Raw genomic sequence first — 19,880 nt, forward strand, 5'->3', positions numbered from 1 at the left:
AATTAAGTCGTCAAATATTGTGCCATACTAACCAAGTTAAATAACCATTTAGGATAAACACCACATACCATGGTTAAAAATGCTGCGATAACAATAAACAATTCACTTACTTTTATATCTCGCCACTTCAATTTAATAATAGAATTATTACCTGAAAAATCATCACGATTGATAGGCCTGATATAAAGATTGAGAATAAGTCTTGAGTAGAAATATAAACCTATGGTACTACCAATCACTACTGCAGCAATTAACCACCATAATTCAGCAGTAACCCCTAATAAAACTAAAAGAAAACGCCCCACAAAACCCGCAGTAAGTGGTGCTCCAGCTAGAGATAATAAACCAACTCCCATTGCTAAGGCTAAAATAGGCCGACGCCAAAATAATCCTGAAAGATCAATTTCCTTTTCATGATCCTGTAATTCATTGGAATGGGATTCTAAGCTGATCACGCCTAAAACACAGATGTTGGCAAAAATGTAGCCAATTAAATAAACACCTATTGTTTCTAAAGCGAGCACTTGATACTGCACGGCAATTAAAGCCAGTAAAAGATAGCCAAAATGGGCAACTGAGGAATAAGCCAATAATCTTTTTAAGCTACTTTGCATCAAAGCCAATAAATTTCCCCATAAAATTGAACAAAAGGCCATAATAACCAAAATAATTCGGATTGTTTCATTATTTACTATTGGTGCTAATAAAAATAGTCTGGCAATAGCACAAAATACAGCAACTTTACCTACAGTTGATAGTAGTAATGAAACAACTGTCGGAGCCCCTTGATAAACGTCGGGTAACCAAAGTTGAAAAGGTACCAGCGAAAGTTTAAAACCAATACCAACTAACATTAAACAAATACCAATTAATAATAATGTACTTGGATAAGTCATAGTTGATAATTGATAACTTAAACCACTAAATGTGAGCTCGCCAGTAGTTGCATAATAGAAAGCAATTCCCATTAACAAAAATGAACTAGCAATGGCGGACAAAATCATATACTTAATCGCTGCTTCAAGTGCATGGGTTTGGATATATTGATAGCCGATTAAACCAATAAATGGAATCGAGAGCAATTCAATGCCAAGAAAGAATGACATTAAATGGCTAGCATAAACTAAAGTGACTCCACCTAACGTCATAAACAGCAGAATTAAATAGAATAACCCATGGTTGATTTCTTCTTGTACAAACCATCGATAAGCTAATGATGAAACTACGATTGAAATAATTAAAATTAAGCAGGTATAAAGTAATCCATAACCATCACAAGTAAATAATGCAGTAACATGATGTGCTTGCCATTCATTGTTAGTATCATTCTGCTGAGTATCATCAACCTGAGGGAATGGTCCAACCATATCATTATTTTCCGCCACAGATTCGGTAATTTCTTCACTTGTTGAGGTGGTGGTTTCTTGCTCCGTAGGTACGCTATCAATAGCGACTGTTTGTTCTGTTGCAGATGTTATATCGGTATTCTCTGCTGGAGAAGAAACCGATATTTGCATATTATCACTACTAATATCTGATATTGCTTGGGTATTAAACGAAATTTTATACCCCAAAAATGCAGAACAAATTAGTGCAAAAATTAATCCCGATATGGTTAAAGTAGCACATTTTTTAGTATCTATTTTAAAAATAAATAGTGCGATGAGCAAAATTATTATGGCAAAGCTCAATATAAATATTGGCAATAAAGCTATCATAAGTTATTACTCTCCCACTCGTTCAGTAATTATATATTGCAGTGTTTGGTTAACAATAGAATAAGACATATCTAAAACCATTTTTGGATATAATCCAATAAAAATTAATACAATAAGAACACTAGACAATAGAAAAATATCTTTTTTACTCAGCAAGTGTTTTGTAACCGTAATTTTATCAACTTCACCATAAAAAATAGGTTGCATTCGAATAATTAACGATATTGACAATAACAATAATCCAATTGCTAATAAAATAGTGTAATAAGGATATGAATTATAACTACCTAATAACATCATATAATTACCTATGAAGTTAGCCGTTCCGGGAATACCTAACACAGCTAACATAAAAAACAGAGTAAAAGAAGACAAATACTTTACTTGTTCTTTTAAGCCAATAAATTGGTTAATGTTTCGAGTTAAATAGCATTCTGCTAATAAACCACTTATTATAAACATGCCAACAATAGCTAAATTAATCGCTACCATTTGAATAACAACACCTTGGAAAGCAATAACTGAGCCGCTAAAGATAATCGCCGTCACAAACCCCATTAAAGCAATATGGATATAAGCAATCAGTTTCTTAATATCGGTTTGATTAAAAGCAAGTAACGCGGTGTAAAATAGCGTGCATATAGCTAATACTAAAATAAACGGCATAATCGCTAACGAAGCATTAGGGAAAAGAGGTATCACAAAACGTAATAAACCAAATGCCGCCGTATTAACTAATAAACCACTAATCATCATCGAACCACTTGTTGAAGATTCGATATGTGCCTCAATAAACCAATTATGAAAAGGAATTAAAGGAATACGTATAATAAAAGCGGCTAAAAAGCCTAGCATTAATAAAAATTCGGTATTACTTGAAATCGGCGTATTTGTTAGAATCTGATAATCAAAAGTCCATTTTGCCGTTAGATTCCAGTTGATCAAAGCCAACGACACAATCGATATTAGCATTAGTAGGCTACTTATCTGAGTGTAAATTAAAAATTTGCTAGCTCCATTAAAACGTAATTGAGAATTTAAATCACGTCTGCCCCACAATGAAATTAAAAAATAAATTGGAATAGCTACCGCTTCCCAGAAGAAAAACATTAAAAACAGATCAGTAATTACGAATAACATCATAATAGCTGATGTCATAAATAATACACATAAATAAAATAATCCGACATTATTAAGATTTTCTTTACTTGAATAAACAATAACTAACAATACAATAAAGAGTGTCGAACTAATAACAATCAAAGATAAACCATCTAATACCAGATGAAAATGAATGCCAAGTAAAGGTATCCAATCAATATTAACTTCTTCAATCCAGTTTGGACTTTGTTCTAAAGTACTATTTGCATCTGCCCATAAAACAATTACCAAAATAAATGTGATTAATATGGTTGTAAGAGCAATCATCATTGGTAAACGTTGCCAACGCAACTGTATATCGGTTGAAGTCACGATTCTTTGTAAAAATACATGACAAAACCAACCAATAAATCCACCAATTACAGGTAAGAAAACAAGCCATAACAACATTAAGTTCACACCTTTATCAAATAAAAATCAATAACATTAATATAATAATGCTACCTATTACCATTGAAACCATATACCATCTTATTTGTCCATTTTCTAAACTGACAATATAGGCATTTATTTTCTTTATACCCCACATAATCCAATCATCCCATAAGGCTAGTGGATCCTTTTTCAATAAGTTTGCTAAATAAATATACGGTTTTACAAAAAAATTATTTAACAAATAGTCGAATCGCCAATCACTTTTACATAATTTTCCTAACGATTTGATCATCGGAGTATTAAGAATTTCATGAACTTCAGCATTCGGATGAGCATAAAGAATATATGCAATGACAAAACTTAATAGGGTTACTGCACACAATAATATTCTAAATGGGATTTGACCTTGTGTATCTAAATTGGCTAGTGGGATTATCCCTTGTATCGGTAATGGTAAGTAGATAAACAGTGCCGTAGTAAATATCAATAAAATAAAAATCGGATAATAATTTATTTTTCTGATTCTTATTATTTTTTCAATTTTAATTGAATGATGAAAAACTAAAAATATCAAACGCCAAATGCATAAACTCGACAATAAAATTCCTAATAAGCCAATAGTACCGGCCATTAAGCTATCTTGAGCCATTAAACCCCAGATAATATCGCCTTTAATATAAAAAGATGCGGAGACCCACGGTAAGGCACTAAGTGATAACATGATGACTAAGAAAATTGCATATAAGACTCTATTAGACTTTAACAAGCCACCAAGTTTATTGATGTCCCGTTCACCTTGGCACTGTTTGATTAAAATTGCAGAAGCAAGAATGAGTAAAGTGCTAGTAACAGTATAATTAATCAAACAACTTAAGGATAAATTCCAGCTCTGTGTCGAAAATGCATAAAATAGATAACTTATTTGCGCTAAATTAATATAAGTTATAATCTGTTTTATATCATTTTGAACCAAAGCAATACTACTAGCAAAAATAACAGTTAAAGAAGCGAATAAAAGCATTATATAAAGCGTATCACTTGACATCATAAACAGATTACTTAGCCTTAAGACTAGATAAACGCCAGCGAATATAACAGTAGAAGATTGCAATAACGCGACAGCAGGCATCGGTGCTAGTGTTGTTTCTTTGAACCATGAATGCATTGGAAAAAGCGCTGATTTACTCATAGCGCCAAAGAATAACATCAACGTAATCCAAAAAATAATGTCTGAATCAACTGCTAAGTCATTATGTGCTTTTATTAAAATATCACTGATTTTTAATGTTTCTAAAGTCTGATAAAGTAAAAATATACCTATGATTAGAAAAATATCAGTTAAATGCATCATAACAAATGCTTTAACTGCTGCATAACTATTGCGAGCTTGTTTGTAGTAAATACCAATAAGTAAGTAAGTACTTATACTCACCCCTTCCCAACCAAGTAACATCACAAACAAATTATCAACAAGAACAACCGTTAACACACTTGCTATCAGTAAATTGCTATATGCATAAAAAGTGTAAATATCTTTCCTCGATTTTAAATAACAGGCAGCAAAAAAATAGATCAACAAACCAAAGAATGATATTAATACCAAGAATGTCAGTGATAAGCCATCTAGCGTTAAAGATATAGGAACATCAAAATCACCAACTGAAAACCAAGTCCATAAATTTCTTGTATAAACCAATGTCATATCTGGAACTGTATTGGTAGTAAAATCAATACAAGAAAATATTGTTATTAATCCAACAAGAAACATCGTACAAATCCCGATTAACATAACATTAATGGATTGTATTTGTCGCCCAAAACAGACTAATATCAAGAAAGATAGCAATGGAACAATGATAGTTAAATAAAGTAAATTCATCCTTTCATTTCACTCAATGAGTCAATATTAAAGTTTTTACGTCGATAAATTAATTTTACCAATAAAGCAAGCCCGACCGATATTTGAGCTAATACAGCGGTTACCGCTAATATAGCAAGCACCTCTCCATCGGATTGCTGCCAATAACTACTTGCGACAAAAAGTGCAGCGATGGCCCCATTATTCATGATGACAAGACTTAACAATAAGAAATAGAGATTACGTCTAATCATTACCCCTAAAAGTCCTATTACAAATAAGATTGAGGCAAAAATCAAACCATACATAAGTGGTATCACATTATTTCTCCGACAGCATTCGATGCATAAAATGATAAGATATAACTGCAGCGCCTAACAGTAAAAACGCAGCTAACTCAGCCATTAATACATAAGCATAGATTGACATTTGGTGCATCAATTCATGCGATTCAGTGAACTGCGTATAGTCAGTACTTACTACGCCATAAATAAGAACAACTAATAAAATAAATGCTAAAACTAATGGCCCTAGCCAAATTTTGGGGCTAATACCATGTTTACCATTTTCAACATTGTCACGACGAATTTCCAGCATTAAAGAAACAGCCCTAAACAGGATGACAGCTCCGCTAATAAACAAGAGAATATATAAAACAGCCGAAATATATGTTTCAAGTAGAATAAATATTAATGCTGATGCAAAAAGTGATATAGCCAGATATAAAATTGCTTTTTCTACTCGCCGACAAAAAATCACTTTTATACTTGCAACAACAGCAATTATCGATGCGATATAAAAAACAACGATCATTAATTCATCCAATACCTATTCATAATGTCATTAGTATATACTTAATTGACAACAATATACAGTTTACTAACCTAGTGTTAATACAAAAAAGTCTTTCTAAATAGAATTTTAACTTTTCATGATAGTAAGAATATTCATTTAGCAAATATAATAAAAACAATAGAAATAATAAAATCCATAAAATTTTATTATTTAAATTCAATACAACATTGTTATAAAGTATATATCCTGAGCGATTAACCTATATTTATACCGTTTTCTTTAAATTGTCATTTTAATCGTGCAGCTTAAAGGTACTTAGGCAAAATATAAACAAGTAGAGAATAGAATGAATAATCAATACTCATCAATGCGAAGCAACGTCAACATGTTAGGCACCTTATTGGGCGATGCAATTAAACGCGCAACAGGTAATGAAACTTTCGATTTAGTCGAAAAAATCCGTCAGTTATCCAAATCGGCGCAACAAGGAAATAAACAAGCGCATAACGAATTACTTAAGTTAATAGAGAATCTTAATGATCAAGATCTACTTCATGTTGCACGTGCATTTAACCAATTTTTAAATTTAGTTAACACTGCTGCAGAGTATTATGGTATTTCGCCTCATGGCGAAGCATCAAGCAGTCCTAAAAAAATGACTGAATTATTCAAATCACTTAAAAACTTAAATTTTGCCCCTCAGACTATTTCACAAGCGATTGATAATTTATCTATTGAGTTAGTACTTACTGCTCATCCAACGGAAATCAACCGCCGCACAATGATTAATACTTATACCGCAATTAATAGTTGCTTATCACAACTTGACCATAATGATTTAGCCGATTATGAAAAAGAACGGATTATGCGTCGTTTAAAACAGCTCGTTTGCCAAGCATGGTATACCGATGAAATTCGTAAAAAACGTCCTACTCCTCTTGATGAAGCTAAGTGGGGATTTTCGGTTATTGAAGATAGTTTATGGGAAGGTGTTCCTTTATTTTTACGTGAGTTCAATGACCAGCTAGTTGATTCCTTTAATGAAGAACTATCCGTTGAACATGTACCCGTTAAATTTACCTCATGGATGGGCGGAGATCGAGATGGCAACCCAAATGTGACAGCAAAGGTGACTGAAAAGGTCATGTTACAAGCCAGATTAAAAGCAATCGAATTATTTTTAGCTGATATTCAGATTTTAGTTCGTGAATTATCCATGACAGAATGTAGTCAATCGGTTATTGATTTATTAAACGAACAAAATAAAACAGCATCAGAGCCTTACCGAGCAGTAATGAAACAACTACGGTCTCGTTTAGTTAAAACCCATAGTTATATCGTTTCACTATTAAACAATGAGCAAGTTTTAGCGCCAGTCGATCTGTTGACTAAAAATGAACAATTATGGACACCACTTTATATCTGTTATGAATCTTTAATAGAGAATGGCATGTCAACTATTGCTCATGGGCCATTATTAGATACATTAAGACGTATTAAAAGCTTTGGATTGCAATTAGTTCGATTAGATATTCGCCAGGATAGTTCTGTACACACAGAAGCATTAGACGCCTTAACTAAAGAACTTAATTTGGGTAGTTACGCCTCATGGACAGAAGAAGAAAAACAGGAATTTTTATTAGCTGAATTACAATCTAATCGACCATTACTTCCTTATAATTGGCAACCTGATGAAATGGTTCAAGAAGTGTTAGATACCTGCCGAGTTATCAAAAAAGCTGGTGAGGAATCAATTGCTTCTTATGTAATTTCAATGGCCAAAGCACCTTCTGATATTTTGGCCGTTTATTTACTTCTAAAAAGTGTTGATTGCCAAAAAAATATACCTGTTGCGCCATTATTTGAAACCTTAGAAGATTTAAATAATGCTAAATCTGTTATGCAAAAACTTTTAGATATTCCATGGTATCGTGAAAAGATCAATGGCAAACAGATGGTAATGATTGGCTATTCAGATTCAGCGAAAGATGCAGGAACACTTGCTGCATCATGGGCACAATATCGTTCACAAGAAGAACTAGTCAATTTATTTGAAAAATATAATATCAACTTAGTATTATTCCATGGTCGTGGTGGTTCAATTGGACGTGGTGGTGCACCAGCTCATGCGGCTTTACTTTCACAACCACCAGGATCACTTAAAGGTGGTTTACGTGTTACAGAACAAGGTGAGATGATTAGATTTAAGCTTGGTTTACCTGAGGTTGCACTTAGTAGTTTAATGCTTTATGCCTCAGCGATTTTACAAGCAAATTTACTTCCACCTCCTGAGCCTAAGCAAGTCTGGCGAGATATTATGGATGAAATGTCAGATTACTCTTGCCAATGCTATCGAAGCTATGTTAGAGAAAAAGCTGAATTTGTCGATTATTTTAGAGCAGTTACACCAGAAGCAGAACTAGGTAGATTACCATTAGGTTCTCGTCCACAAAAACGTCGAACAGGTGGGGGAATTGAGAGCCTACGAGCAATACCATGGATTTTTGCTTGGACACAAAACCGTTTAATGGTGCCATCATGGCTTGGTGCAGGTAGTGCACTTAGAGTTGTTATCAGTGAAGGCAAAAAAGAACAATTGCAAGATATGTATCATAATTGGCCATTTTTTAATGCTCGTTTAGGAATGCTAGAAATGGTTTATGCCAAAGCAGCACCAAATATTCATGAATATTATGAACAACGTCTAGTTTCTTCTACATTATGGCCATTAGGTGATGAATTAAGAAATTTATTAACTGAAGATATCAATACTGTACTAACGATCACAGATGATATTAGCTTAATGGCAGACTTGCCATGGATTGCCGAATCAGTTGCATTGCGTAATACTTATATTGAACCTCTTAACTTATTGCAAGCCGAATTATTGAGTCGTTCTCGTAAAAATAATGATGAAAATAGTATCGTTGAACAAGGATTAATGATAACTATTTCAGGTATTGCAGCTGGAATGCGAAATTCAGGATAATAAAAAAGGGCTTATTCGCCCTTTTTATTTTGAGAAAGTTGTTCCAAATATGCTTTAGCATCTTCATCACCTTGCTCGCTAGCTTTGGTGAACCAATAGATAGCTAACTTGATATTTTGTTTAACATCCTGACCTTCAAGGTATTTAATAGCTAAATTATATTGAGCATCAACACTTCCTTGATTGGCGGCTTTATTATACCAATCTATAGCTTTTTTCTCGTCTTTAGGGACCCCACCACCAACATCATACATAACAGCAATATTATATTGGGCATCAGCATTACCACCCTCGGCTGCTTTAGTAAACCAATAAGCTGCTTGAGTATTATCTGGTCTTGTCCCCGAGCCTGTTGCATACATAATACCTAAATTATACATTGCCAATACATGGCCTCGTTCTGCGGCTTGCGTATAAAAATAAAGTGCTGCAACATAATCCTGAGTTAAACCATCACCATTTTGAGACATTAATCCTAAATAATATTGTGCTTCAGCATTATTATCTTTTGCAGCTTGACTAAACCAATCAGCAGCAATCATTCGATCTTTTTCTACATCATCACCAAAAAAGTACATAATACCCAAATTTAAATAGGCATCATAAATACCTTGATCACCGGCTTGAGTAAAATAATTAATCGCAGCAGAAATATCTTTAGCAACTCCCTCTCCATTTTTATACATTAACGCTAAATTATATTTAGCTAAAGCGTAATTCTGATCTGCAGCCAATTTAAAAAATTTAAATGCTTCAGATAAATTTACTTTGGTACCTAATCCATTTTGATACATATAGGCTAAATTGTTTTGTGCCCTAGCTGATCCCTGTTCAGCAGCTTTATTAAACCAAAAAAAGGCTCTTAAATCATTAACTTCAACACCTAATCCTTGTTTATAAATGGTACCGAGAGTATATTGTGATTGCATATCACCCTTTTCAGCAGCAAGTAATAAAGAAGGTATTAGTGAACTAGGATCGCTCACTTTTAATTCCGTATCAGGCTGTGTTTTAGCTTCAATTGCCATTACTCCACAAGAGATAAATAACATCAAAGCCAATATAATTTGAAGTTTTTTCATAATTGTCTAAATGCCATAATATTGGCAATAATTATACATAATTGCCCTAAAAGGGAATAGTTTTGTTTTGCAATAAACGTTATCCATTACTTTCCCCATTAATTAGTTAAATATATTACAAACCAAGTTCGTGCCAAATTTCATCAACATGGGCTACCACCTTTTCATCTTTCGTAATAATGCTACCCCATTCTCGATTTGTTTCGCCCTGCCACTTATTTGTAGCATCCAATCCCATTTTAGATCCCAAACCAGACACTGGTGAAGCGAAGTCTAGATAATCAATTGGAGTATTATCAACAAAAGTAGTATCTCGGTGTGGATCCATTCTTGTTGAGATCGCCCACATAACATCTTTCCAATCCCTTGCGTTAATATCATCATCACAAATAATAATAAATTTTGTATACATAAATTGTCTTAAATAAGACCAAACGCCCATCATGACTCTTTTGGCATGTCCTGGGTATTGTTTTTTAATTGTGACAATAGCAATACGGTAAGAACATCCCTCTGGTGGAAGATAAAAATCAACAATTTCAGGAAATTGCTTTTGCAATATCGGAATAAACACTTCATTTAATGCTAATCCCATTACAGCTGGTTCATCTGGAGGCCTACCGGTATAAGTGGAATGATAAATTGCATCTTTGCGTCTAGTTAAATGAGTCACCGTAAACACGGCAAATTTTTCAACTTCATTATAATAACCAGTATGATCACCGTAAGGGCCTTCAGCAGCTAGTTCGTTGGGATTGATATAACCTTCGAGAATAATTTCAGCTGTCGCTGGCACTTCTAATTCATTTGATAATGACTTAACAACTTCAGTTCGACTATTTCGTAACAATCCTGCAAAAGCGTATTCTGATAATGTATCTGGTACCGGCGTAACGGCACTTAATATAGTTGCCGGATCTGCGCCTATTGCGATACTAACTGGAAAATTTTCATTTGGATGAGATTTTTGCCATTCAGCAAAATCAAGCGCGCCACCTCGATGTGATAACCAACGCATGATTAATTTATTTTTTCCTAATAATTGTAAGCGATAAACGCCAATATTTTGACGCTCTCTATAAGGCCCTTTGGTTACTGTTAACCCCCAAGTTACAAGTGGAGCAACATCTCCTGGCCAGCAATGCATAATAGGTAATTGAGTTAAATCGACCTCATCATCTTTAAAAATTAATTCCTGACAAGGTGCTGAAGACCGATGCTTTACAGGCATATTGAGAACTTGTTTATATTTAGGCAAAACATTAAAAAACTGTCGAATACCTTTCGGTGGTTCAGGCTCTCGTAAAAAAGCGAGTAATTCGCCAATTTCTCGCAATTGCGTGGTATCTTCACGTCCCATCGCCATAGCGACTCGTTTAGCCGTACCGAAAAGATTACACAATACTGGAATTTTATAACCAATTGGATTTTCGAATAATAATGCCGGGCCTTGTGAACGTAATACACGATCAGCGATTTCTGTCATTTCAAGATAAGGATTAACGGGATAACTAATTCGTTTCAGTTCGCCTTGCTGTTCAAGGTAATCTAAAAAATTTCGAAAATTAGATAATGCCATTATTACTCCTTTCAACTCTAAATTACATTAATCAAATACAAGCTGATAAATATTAACTAATCTGCATCGAAGTTTTCACTATATATAGGAACTTCTTTGATCTGATTACACTCAACAATTTTAGGTAATAAAATTTGAAACTGTTGCTGATCAACTTCAGTAAATTTATTTTGATCTACTTGATAAAATAGATAATCCTCAGCTTTATTATCTGTTTGAATCGAAGCTAACCAGTAATTACGATCATCTCTATTTTCATTGGCAAAAATTTTAATAATGCTATTTTCTCGTTTCTCAGGTTGATTATGTAATTTATAATCGATAATTTTTTCGGCAATTTGAGAATCATACTCATCAAAAATAATGTAGTCACCTTGATTTGCTTTACATTTTTTTATATTTATCTCAGCATAACTGTTTGACATTAGAAAGAATAAACTAAACAACAAAAAGATATATTGGTTAAATTTCATTTTTGGTCTCTTAAATTAATTTTCTCAATTGAACCAATTTTACCAATAGCCTCACAATTATTTGGTGATACAGTAAGATTGGCTGCACTATTTATAGTTAACCATTGATAAGATAAATGTTCTGTAAGCACTGGCGTTATCTCATCACAAAGAGGTAAATAAAACCAATGCTCTTTATTTATCTTTATTTCTGGTGCATACCGATATCTGAACTGAGGGAAAATTTCAAATTCAACCACATGTTTTGCATCAATTAATTTAAGATTTTTTCCATTAATATCTATACCGGTCTCTTCAAAAACTTCACGAATTGCCGCCTCCCTTGGCAATTCATTTTCTTCCAAACTACCTGTAACTGATTGCCAAAAATTAGGATCATCTTTACGTTGCAACATAAGAACACGCTGAGTGCTTTTACAATAAATAACAACTAAAACTGACTCAGGGTTCTTATACTTTTGCATATAAATACCGTTACTTTTGGCTCACTTCGATACCAAGTTCCTTTAACGCTGCTGGATTAGCTGGACTAGGTGCATCAGTTAACAAACATGTTGCTGCAGTTGTTTTTGGAAAAGCAATAACATCACGGATATTATCTGTTCCAGTTAATAGCATAGTTAATCTATCTAAGCCAAAGGCTAAACCTGCATGCGGTGGCGTACCATATTTTAGCGCATCAAGTAAGAAGCCAAATTTTTCACGTTGATCATCTTCATTAATACCTAAAATTGAGAATACGGCTTGTTGCATTTCACTTCGATGAATACGCACAGAACCACCACCGACTTCATAACCATTAATAACCATATCGTATGCATTAGCTACCGCATTTTCAGGGTTACTGATTAATTGCTCTGGAGTGAAATCCTTCGGTGATGTGAATGGATGATGCATAGCACTTAAGCCTTCGTCTGTTTCTTCAAACATAGGGAAATCAACAACCCAAAGTACTGCCCATTTATTTTCATCAGTTATACTTAAATCTTTACCGACTTTCAAACGTAAAGCCCCTAATGCATCACTAACAATTTTATAGCTATCTGCACCAAATAGTAAAATATCACCATCTTTAGCATCAGCACGATTCAATAAAGCTTCCATTTGAGATTCATTAAAGAATTTAGCTACTGGGCTTTGGACACCAGCTAAACCTTTGTTACGTTCATTAATTTTTATCCACGCCATACCTTTAGCGCCATATACCGAAATAAATTGCGTATAATCATCTAACTGTTTGCGCGTTAATTGTGCACCATTTGGTACGCAAAGCAGTGCAACGCGGCCTTTTGGATCATTCGCTGGCGTTGAAAATACTTTAAAATCGATATCTTTTACTAAATCAGCCACATCAATAATTTCCAGTGGGTTACGTAAATCTGGTTTATCACTACCAAATCGTCGCATTGCTTCAGCAAAAGTTAATATTGGAAAATTACCTAAATCGACATTTTTCACATGTAACCAAAGTTCACGAATCATTTTCTCCATTATTTCACGTACTTGTTCAGCACTCATAAAAGAGGTTTCGACATCAATTTGGGTAAATTCTGGTTGACGATCAGCGCGAAGATCTTCATCACGAAAACATTTAACTATTTGATAATAGCGATCAAAGCCTGACATCATTAGCAGCTGTTTAAATAACTGTGGCGATTGTGGCAATGCATAAAACTCACCATTATGAACACGACTTGGTACAAGATAATCTCGAGCCCCTTCAGGTGTTGCTTTGGTTAACATTGGTGTTTCGATATCTAAAAAGCCATGTTCATTCATGAAAGAACGAACAAATGCGGTAATTTGGGCTCGAGTTTTGAAAATGGTAGACATTTCCGGGCGACGCAAATCAATATAACGATATTTTAAACGCTGCTCTTCACTGTTATTTTGATTAAAATCAAGAGGTAAGATATCACTACGATTAAAAATAATCAGCTCTGTGGCCAAAATTTCAACTTCACCCGTTGCCATATCTTTATTAACTTGACCGTCAGGTCTTGCTCTTACTTTCCCTTTAATTTGAATACAAAATTCATTACGTAATTCGCCAGCTAATTCGTGTGCTTGTGGGTAATCAGGATCAAAAAAAACTTGCACAATTCCTTCACGATCACGCATATCAATAAAAATCATTCCACCTAAATCTCGGCGTTTATTGACCCATCCACATAGTGTGACTTCTTGATTAATATAACTTGCGTTTAATTGTCCGCAATAAATTGTTCTCATTAAATATATCCTGTGTACAATTGTCAAAAATGATAATTATTATAGAGCAATTTATCGGGGGATAAAGACCATCTATAAAAATAATCCTTATTTAATTTATTTATACTCAGTTTATGATAATAATTTTAATTTATATAATCATTTGTAAATTTATTTAAATTCAATAAGATAATTAATCAAAATACATCTTTTATAAATAAATTTGAAAAATGATTAATTTAATAACTTGTCATATCTGATATTTATTAATAAGCTTTAGGATTATTTAAATATTATTTATTGGATATGAAAGCTTTAATTTCAATTGATTATACCAATGATTTCATTGCTGATGATGGAGCATTAACAACTGGCGCTGTGGGTCAACAAATTGAATCAGAAATGATAAATATAACTCAATCATTTATTAAAAATAATGAGTTTATCGTTTTTGCTATTGATGCTCATAATCCCTTAGATAAATACCATCCGGAAAATTCGCTATTTCCCCCTCACAATCTTGTTGGGACTGTTGGCCAACAATTATTTGGTAAATTACAGCAACTTTACCAACAACATCAATATTCAGACAATATCTACTGGATCAATAAACGTCACTACTCAGCATTTTGTGGTACGGATCTTGACCTCCGTTTACGCGAAAGACATATCACTGAAATCCATCTGATTGGCGTTTGTACTGATATTTGTATTTTACATACGGCTGTAGATGCCTATAACTTAGGTTATAAATTAGTTATTCATCAAAATGCTGTTGCAAGCTTTGATCCCATTGGCCATCAATGGGCTTTAAAGCATTTTCAAAATACCTTAGGAGCAACCGTAGTATAAGAAGTGCAGTGTAAAAATAGATAAAAAAATGAAGAAGGAGCAAGAATGGAAGTTTTACGAGACTATAAATTGCATTTAATTGCCTTTTTAGTAGTAATTATTTGTGAGCTTATCGGCAGACAAACTATATGGATTATTGCAGTTTATCCAATGCTATATGCAATGATTTTTGGTGGCATCATTAGCTTCCCAAAACTAAAAATATTAACCAACAAAAATATGCAAAATGCAAGTCTTGTGATGATGGTTACATTAATTCTACTTGTGGCAAAACTTGGCGTAGCTGTAGGCCCGAAAATTGATATGATTTTAGAAGATGCCAAGCTAGCCCTAATTTTTCAAGAATTAGGTCATTTTGCCGGAACCATTTTACTGGGCCTACCATTAGCAATGATATTAGGTATGAAACGAGAAGCCGTTGGGGCTACTTATTCGGTAGCTCGCGAACCTAATATCGCCATAGTTGCAGATAAATATGGTTTAGATTCACCCGAAGGTCGAGGTGTCATGGCTATGTATGTCTGCGGTACGCTTTATGGTGCGATTTGGATGAGTATTCTTGCCAGCTTAATAGCACAATTGAACATTTTACACCCATATGCGTTAGCAATGGGAGCTGGCGTAGGTAGTGGAAGTATGATGGCAGCCTCACTTGCACCAATAAGTGATTTATACCCTGACTTATCAGAAAACATTAATGCTTATGCTACCACAGCGAATTTAATGTCGGGAATGGTGGGCATGTATATTTACACACTATTTTCTTTGCCTTTCGCTTCTTTTATGTATAACACTTTAGACCGTTTCCGACGCAAGAAATAAGGATGTCATAATGAAGATTTTTGAGACGATTTTTGTATTTATTTTAGTCGCCATTATTATGGCAGCTGGTAACACCGTGGGATATAAAATTGATTTGATTTCATCGCTTGAAGCAGTAGCGATGCTAGTTATTATCTCTATTGTAGGACTGTTAATCAGTAAGTTACCTGGATTTAATAAATTACCGGTAATTTTATGGGTATCTGTGGTTGCAGCTATCATGTCAGCACCAATATTCCCATACCATCAAGAAATTGTTGCAATTACTGATCAAGTGTCATTACTTGCTGTTTGTACTCCTATACTTGCTTATGCAGGATTGGCTATCGGTAAAGATCTTGCACTATTTAAAAATATATCTTGGCGCATTATTCCCGTATCTTTAGCTGTTTTTTCTGGTACATTTATTTTTGCTGCTATAATTGCTCAAGTCACACTACACTGGGAAGGCGTTATCTAAATTTAGATAAGGATTTTATTTATGACAAAAGAAGAACTAAAGAAAAAAGTTTGCGATGCAATTGCAAATCGAAAAGCAGATATCAAGTCAATTGCCGAAGCAATTTGGTCAGAACCAGAGCTTGGTTACAAAGAACATAAAACCGCTAAAAAAGTAGAAGATGCTTTTGAAAAATTAGGTGTTCCTTTTAAAAATAAATTAGCCTTAACCGGGGTAAAAGGTCGTCTTAAAGGCGGTAAAGGTAGCAAATATAGTATAGCGGTTATTGGTGAGCTAGATGCTATCATCTGTGCCGACCACCCAGCTGCTGATGAAACATCAGGTGCAGCTCACTGCTGTGGACATAATGCCCAAATAGCCAACATGATGGCGGTTACCATGGGATTAATTGACTCAGGTGCAATGGAATTTTTAGCTGGTGATGTAGTACCATTTGCCGTTCCTGCAGAAGAATATGTTGAAATTACTTATCGAAATCGATTAATAGAAGAAGGTAAGATTAAATATATTGGTGGTAAACCAGAATTAATTTCACGTGGTGATTTTGATGATGTTGATATGGCATTACAAATACATTTAACCAGTGTACCTGCTGAACGCCAAGATGGTTTTATTGAGATCTCAACTACAAGCAATGGCTTTATTGGTAAACTAATAAAATATAAAGGTGAAGCATCCCATGCTGCCGCAGCTCCTCATGCTGGTGTAAATGCATTAAATGCAGCTATGATGGGAATGATGGGTGTACATGCTATCCGTGAAACATTTCAAGAAAAAGATTATATTCGTTTTCATCCAATTATTACCCAAGGTGGTGATTTAGTAAATGTTGTACCAAGCGATGTAAGAATGGAAAGTTATGTGCGAGCAGGTAATGTACCAGCCATGATTGATGCTAATGAAAGAATTAATCAAGCACTAAAGGCAGGCGCAATGGCTGTTGGTGCTACTTGTGAAATTAAAGATCTTCCAGGTTATCTGCCGTTAAATAATAATCCAACACTCAATGATTTTCTAAAACAAAATGCTGAAAATTTAATTGGTGAAGAAAATGTTTCAATTGCACCTCATATGACAGGAAGTACCGACACAGGTGATCTATCGCATATTATGCCAGTAAGTCACCCTTGGATTGGTTCGGTTAGAGGCGTGTTACATGGTAAAGATTACACCGTATTTGATGAAGATATGGCTTATATCCGCCCTGCACAAATGATGGCCTGTACCATTATTGATTTACTTTATGATGATGCTGAATCAGCTCAAACACTAATGGCAAACTACAAGCCACTTATGACAAAAGAAGAATATTTAACATTCCTATCTGGTTTTGATAAATAAAGTTAAAAACTTGGCACAATCATGTGCCAAGTTTTTGTTATACTATACAAATCATTATCAACAATAACTATCATTTCATATGTTAACGCTTTCTGATCAAGAATTGCTACGCTACGACCGACAAATCACTTTGCATGGATTCGATATCGACAAGCAGCAAATTTTAAAAAATAGTACAGCATTAATTATAGGATTAGGCGGGTTAGGTTGTGCTGCTGCCGTCTATTTAGCAGCATCAGGCATCGGTAAACTAACATTGATTGATTTTGACACAATATCAGCGTCGAATTTAAATAGGCAAATTTTATATACTCAACAATCAATAAATCAGTATAAGGTTGAAGTCGCAAAACAAGCATTATGTAATATTAATGCCGATATGACTATTGAAACAATTAATCAGAAACTGAGTGATAATGAGCTAACTTCCCTAATCAAACAACATGATATCGTTATTGATTGCACCGATAATTTAACTAGCCGTGAACAAATTAATCGCTGTTGTTTTATCGAAAAGAAACCATTAATTTCTGGTGCAGCAATCCGCATGGAAGGTTTACTCACTGTATTCAATTATCAAGAGAATCAACCATGCTATCAATGCTTAAGTCAATTATTTGGGCAAAACCAGCTGACGTGTATTGAAGCGGGCGTAATGGCTCCATTAGTTGGTATGTTCGGTTCAATGCAAGCTCTAGAGGCAATCAAAGTACTTACAAATTATGGAAAACCTTTAATTGGTCGAGTTCTAATGATTGATAGTATGACAATGGAATTTAACCAAGTCATATTTACTAAACAAACTAATTGTATTGTGTGTGGAAACCAACATGCTAAACAGGATTTAAAATGCAAATAAATCGCATCATTTTAGCACCAATGGAAGGGGTTCTTGATTATCATGTGCGGCAAATATTAACCGAAATCAATCAATTTGATTATTGTGTAACTGAATTTGTAAGAGTAACCCAGCATAAATTATCAAACCGAACTTTTTATCGACTATGTCCAGAACTTTATAATGAAGGAAAAACCTTATCAGGAACTCCAGTCCGAGTTCAACTATTAGGACAATCTCCTGAATGGATGGCAGAAAATGCCATTAGAGCGCTTGAACTAGGTTCTTATGGCATAGATATCAATTTTGGTTGTCCCGCTAAAACCGTTGTTGGCAGCCACGGTGGTGCTTATTTATTACAATATCCCGAACAAATATTGAAGATTGTAACGCAGGTTAGGACAGCAATTGGCTCTATCCCAACTTTATCGGTTAAAATTCGATTAGGTTGGGATGATAAATCTCACTGTTACGAAATAGCTGAAGCAATTGAACAAGCTGGAGCTAATGAAATTGTTATTCATGGACGAACAAAAATTGATGGATATAAAGCCGAGAAAATTGATTGGCCAACCATTGGTAAAATTAAGCAAAAATTAACCATTCCTGTTATTGCTAATGGTGAAATATTTTCTGCTGAAGATGCTAAAAATTGCATAACACAAAGTCATACAAATGACATTATGCTAGGTCGAGGAATACTTAATATTCCTAATTTAGCCAATACAATTCGTTTTAATCATTCACCATTAAATTGGCATCAAGTAATGCAATTACTACTTCGTTATGCAATGACATCAATCGAAGATGTTAAACCACTTTATCATTCGGCTAGGATAAAGCAGTGGTTAGCTTATTTAAGGCAATATTACCCACAAGCATCAATATTATTACCTGAAATCAGGCAACTAAAATCACAAAATGATATCTGCGAATTCCTGAACAACCACTTAGCTAATTAGAGGTAATCTAATCGATTTTATTGTCTCTAATTCGTGTCTTATTAAAATGATATTGAGTAGTGATATTAAGAATTATACAAATTAATGAACTAAGTAATAACAACAAAAACAATTTATGAATACTATTAAAAATAGCACTAAATGAATCAACATAATATTTTGATGGATTATTATCAATAAGGCTAAAGACAATAAAAATCACCGATAAAATAAAAATACTTGATATTGATATGCTTTTAACAAGTTTTCCATATCGAATTTTATCAGAGAAAATCTTAAAATTCCGCTTACTTACGATAAGACCTAGCAATACAGCAAACAAATAAATAGTAGCTAAATAATTATGTAATGTACCAGAAAATAA

The 19,880-nt window shown here is 34.0% G+C and carries 17 protein-coding genes; 7 read left to right on the top strand and 10 right to left on the bottom strand.

Going from position 1 to position 19,880, the window contains the following annotated elements:
* Positions 1-2 precede the first annotated feature (2 nt).
* From H3T54_RS04100 to H3T54_RS04120, 5 genes are read right to left on the bottom strand one after another with little or no spacing between them, the layout of a single operon-like run.
* Positions 3-1,718, bottom strand: a complete 1,716-nt coding sequence (locus H3T54_RS04100; protein WP_198221064.1) for an NADH-quinone oxidoreductase subunit N — start codon at positions 1,716-1,718, stop codon at positions 3-5.
* A 6-nt stretch (positions 1,719-1,724) separates the two neighbouring features.
* Entirely contained in the window at positions 1,725-3,269 is a 1,545-nt protein-coding gene (locus tag H3T54_RS04105) for a NuoM family protein (RefSeq protein ID WP_198221066.1), read from the bottom strand.
* A gap of 16 nt (positions 3,270-3,285) precedes the next feature.
* Entirely contained in the window at positions 3,286-5,133 is a 1,848-nt protein-coding gene (locus H3T54_RS04110; RefSeq protein WP_198221068.1) for an NADH-quinone oxidoreductase subunit L, read from the bottom strand.
* Positions 5,130-5,432, bottom strand: a complete 303-nt coding sequence (gene nuoK, locus H3T54_RS04115; RefSeq protein ID WP_065577763.1) for an NADH-quinone oxidoreductase subunit NuoK — start codon at positions 5,430-5,432, stop codon at positions 5,130-5,132. The genes H3T54_RS04110 and nuoK overlap by 4 nt, the downstream gene beginning before the upstream one ends.
* A gap of 1 nt (position 5,433) precedes the next feature.
* Positions 5,434-5,925: an NADH-quinone oxidoreductase subunit J gene (locus H3T54_RS04120; RefSeq protein ID WP_198221070.1), complete on the bottom strand. Its 492-nt coding sequence runs from the start codon at positions 5,923-5,925 to the stop codon at positions 5,434-5,436.
* Between the two features lie 328 nt (positions 5,926-6,253).
* Between H3T54_RS04120 and ppc the strand changes: the two genes are divergently transcribed.
* Positions 6,254-8,896, top strand: a complete 2,643-nt coding sequence (gene ppc, locus H3T54_RS04125; protein ID WP_198221072.1) for a phosphoenolpyruvate carboxylase — start codon at positions 6,254-6,256, stop codon at positions 8,894-8,896.
* A gap of 11 nt (positions 8,897-8,907) precedes the next feature.
* Here ppc and H3T54_RS04130 read toward each other — a convergent pair whose 3' ends face one another.
* The 5 genes from H3T54_RS04130 to aspS form a co-directional block, all read right to left on the bottom strand.
* Entirely contained in the window at positions 8,908-9,978 is a 1,071-nt protein-coding gene (locus tag H3T54_RS04130; protein ID WP_110447073.1) for a tetratricopeptide repeat protein, read from the bottom strand.
* Positions 9,979-10,093: 115 nt separating this feature from the next.
* Positions 10,094-11,557: a 4-hydroxy-3-polyprenylbenzoate decarboxylase gene (gene ubiD, locus H3T54_RS04135; RefSeq protein WP_198221074.1), complete on the bottom strand. Its 1,464-nt coding sequence runs from the start codon at positions 11,555-11,557 to the stop codon at positions 10,094-10,096.
* Positions 11,558-11,613: 56 nt separating this feature from the next.
* Entirely contained in the window at positions 11,614-12,030 is a 417-nt protein-coding gene (locus H3T54_RS04140) for a hypothetical protein (protein WP_198221076.1), read from the bottom strand.
* Complete coding sequence (gene nudB, locus H3T54_RS04145; protein ID WP_110447071.1) at positions 12,027-12,494, bottom strand: dihydroneopterin triphosphate diphosphatase; 468 nt, start codon at positions 12,492-12,494, stop codon at positions 12,027-12,029. Before nudB ends, H3T54_RS04140 begins: the two co-directional genes overlap by 4 nt.
* Positions 12,495-12,504: 10 nt before the next feature.
* Positions 12,505-14,262, bottom strand: coding sequence for an aspartate--tRNA ligase (gene aspS, locus H3T54_RS04150; RefSeq protein WP_198221078.1), 1,758 nt, complete (start codon positions 14,260-14,262; stop codon positions 12,505-12,507).
* 285 nt (positions 14,263-14,547) lie between these two features.
* Here aspS and H3T54_RS04155 point away from each other — a divergent pair, with 285 nt between their 5' ends.
* From H3T54_RS04155 to dusC, 6 genes are all read left to right on the top strand, one after another.
* Positions 14,548-15,093: a cysteine hydrolase family protein gene (locus H3T54_RS04155; protein WP_086359842.1), complete on the top strand. Its 546-nt coding sequence runs from the start codon at positions 14,548-14,550 to the stop codon at positions 15,091-15,093.
* 45 nt (positions 15,094-15,138) lie between these two features.
* The gene (locus tag H3T54_RS04160) at positions 15,139-15,915 is read left to right on the top strand and encodes a DUF3100 domain-containing protein (protein ID WP_086354316.1); all 777 of its coding nucleotides are present in this window, start codon (positions 15,139-15,141) and stop codon (positions 15,913-15,915) included.
* Between the two features lie 10 nt (positions 15,916-15,925).
* A complete protein-coding gene (locus H3T54_RS04165) occupies positions 15,926-16,375 on the top strand; it encodes a hypothetical protein (RefSeq protein ID WP_065577773.1) in 450 nt (149 codons plus the stop codon).
* A 21-nt stretch (positions 16,376-16,396) separates the two neighbouring features.
* Positions 16,397-17,716, top strand: a complete 1,320-nt coding sequence (locus tag H3T54_RS04170; RefSeq protein ID WP_110447068.1) for an amidohydrolase — start codon at positions 16,397-16,399, stop codon at positions 17,714-17,716.
* 79 nt (positions 17,717-17,795) lie between these two features.
* Positions 17,796-18,575, top strand: a complete 780-nt coding sequence (locus tag H3T54_RS04175; protein ID WP_198221079.1) for a molybdopterin-synthase adenylyltransferase MoeB — start codon at positions 17,796-17,798, stop codon at positions 18,573-18,575.
* On the top strand, positions 18,566-19,516 hold the full coding sequence (gene dusC / locus H3T54_RS04180) for a tRNA dihydrouridine(16) synthase DusC (RefSeq protein WP_198221081.1): 951 nt from the start codon (positions 18,566-18,568) through the stop codon (positions 19,514-19,516). Before H3T54_RS04175 ends, dusC begins: the two co-directional genes overlap by 10 nt.
* Positions 19,517-19,880: the final 364 nt, after the last annotated feature.

The organism is Gilliamella sp. B14384G10 (assembly GCF_016101685.1).
In the GTDB taxonomy this organism is placed as follows: domain Bacteria; phylum Pseudomonadota; class Gammaproteobacteria; order Enterobacterales; family Orbaceae; genus Gilliamella; species Gilliamella apis_A.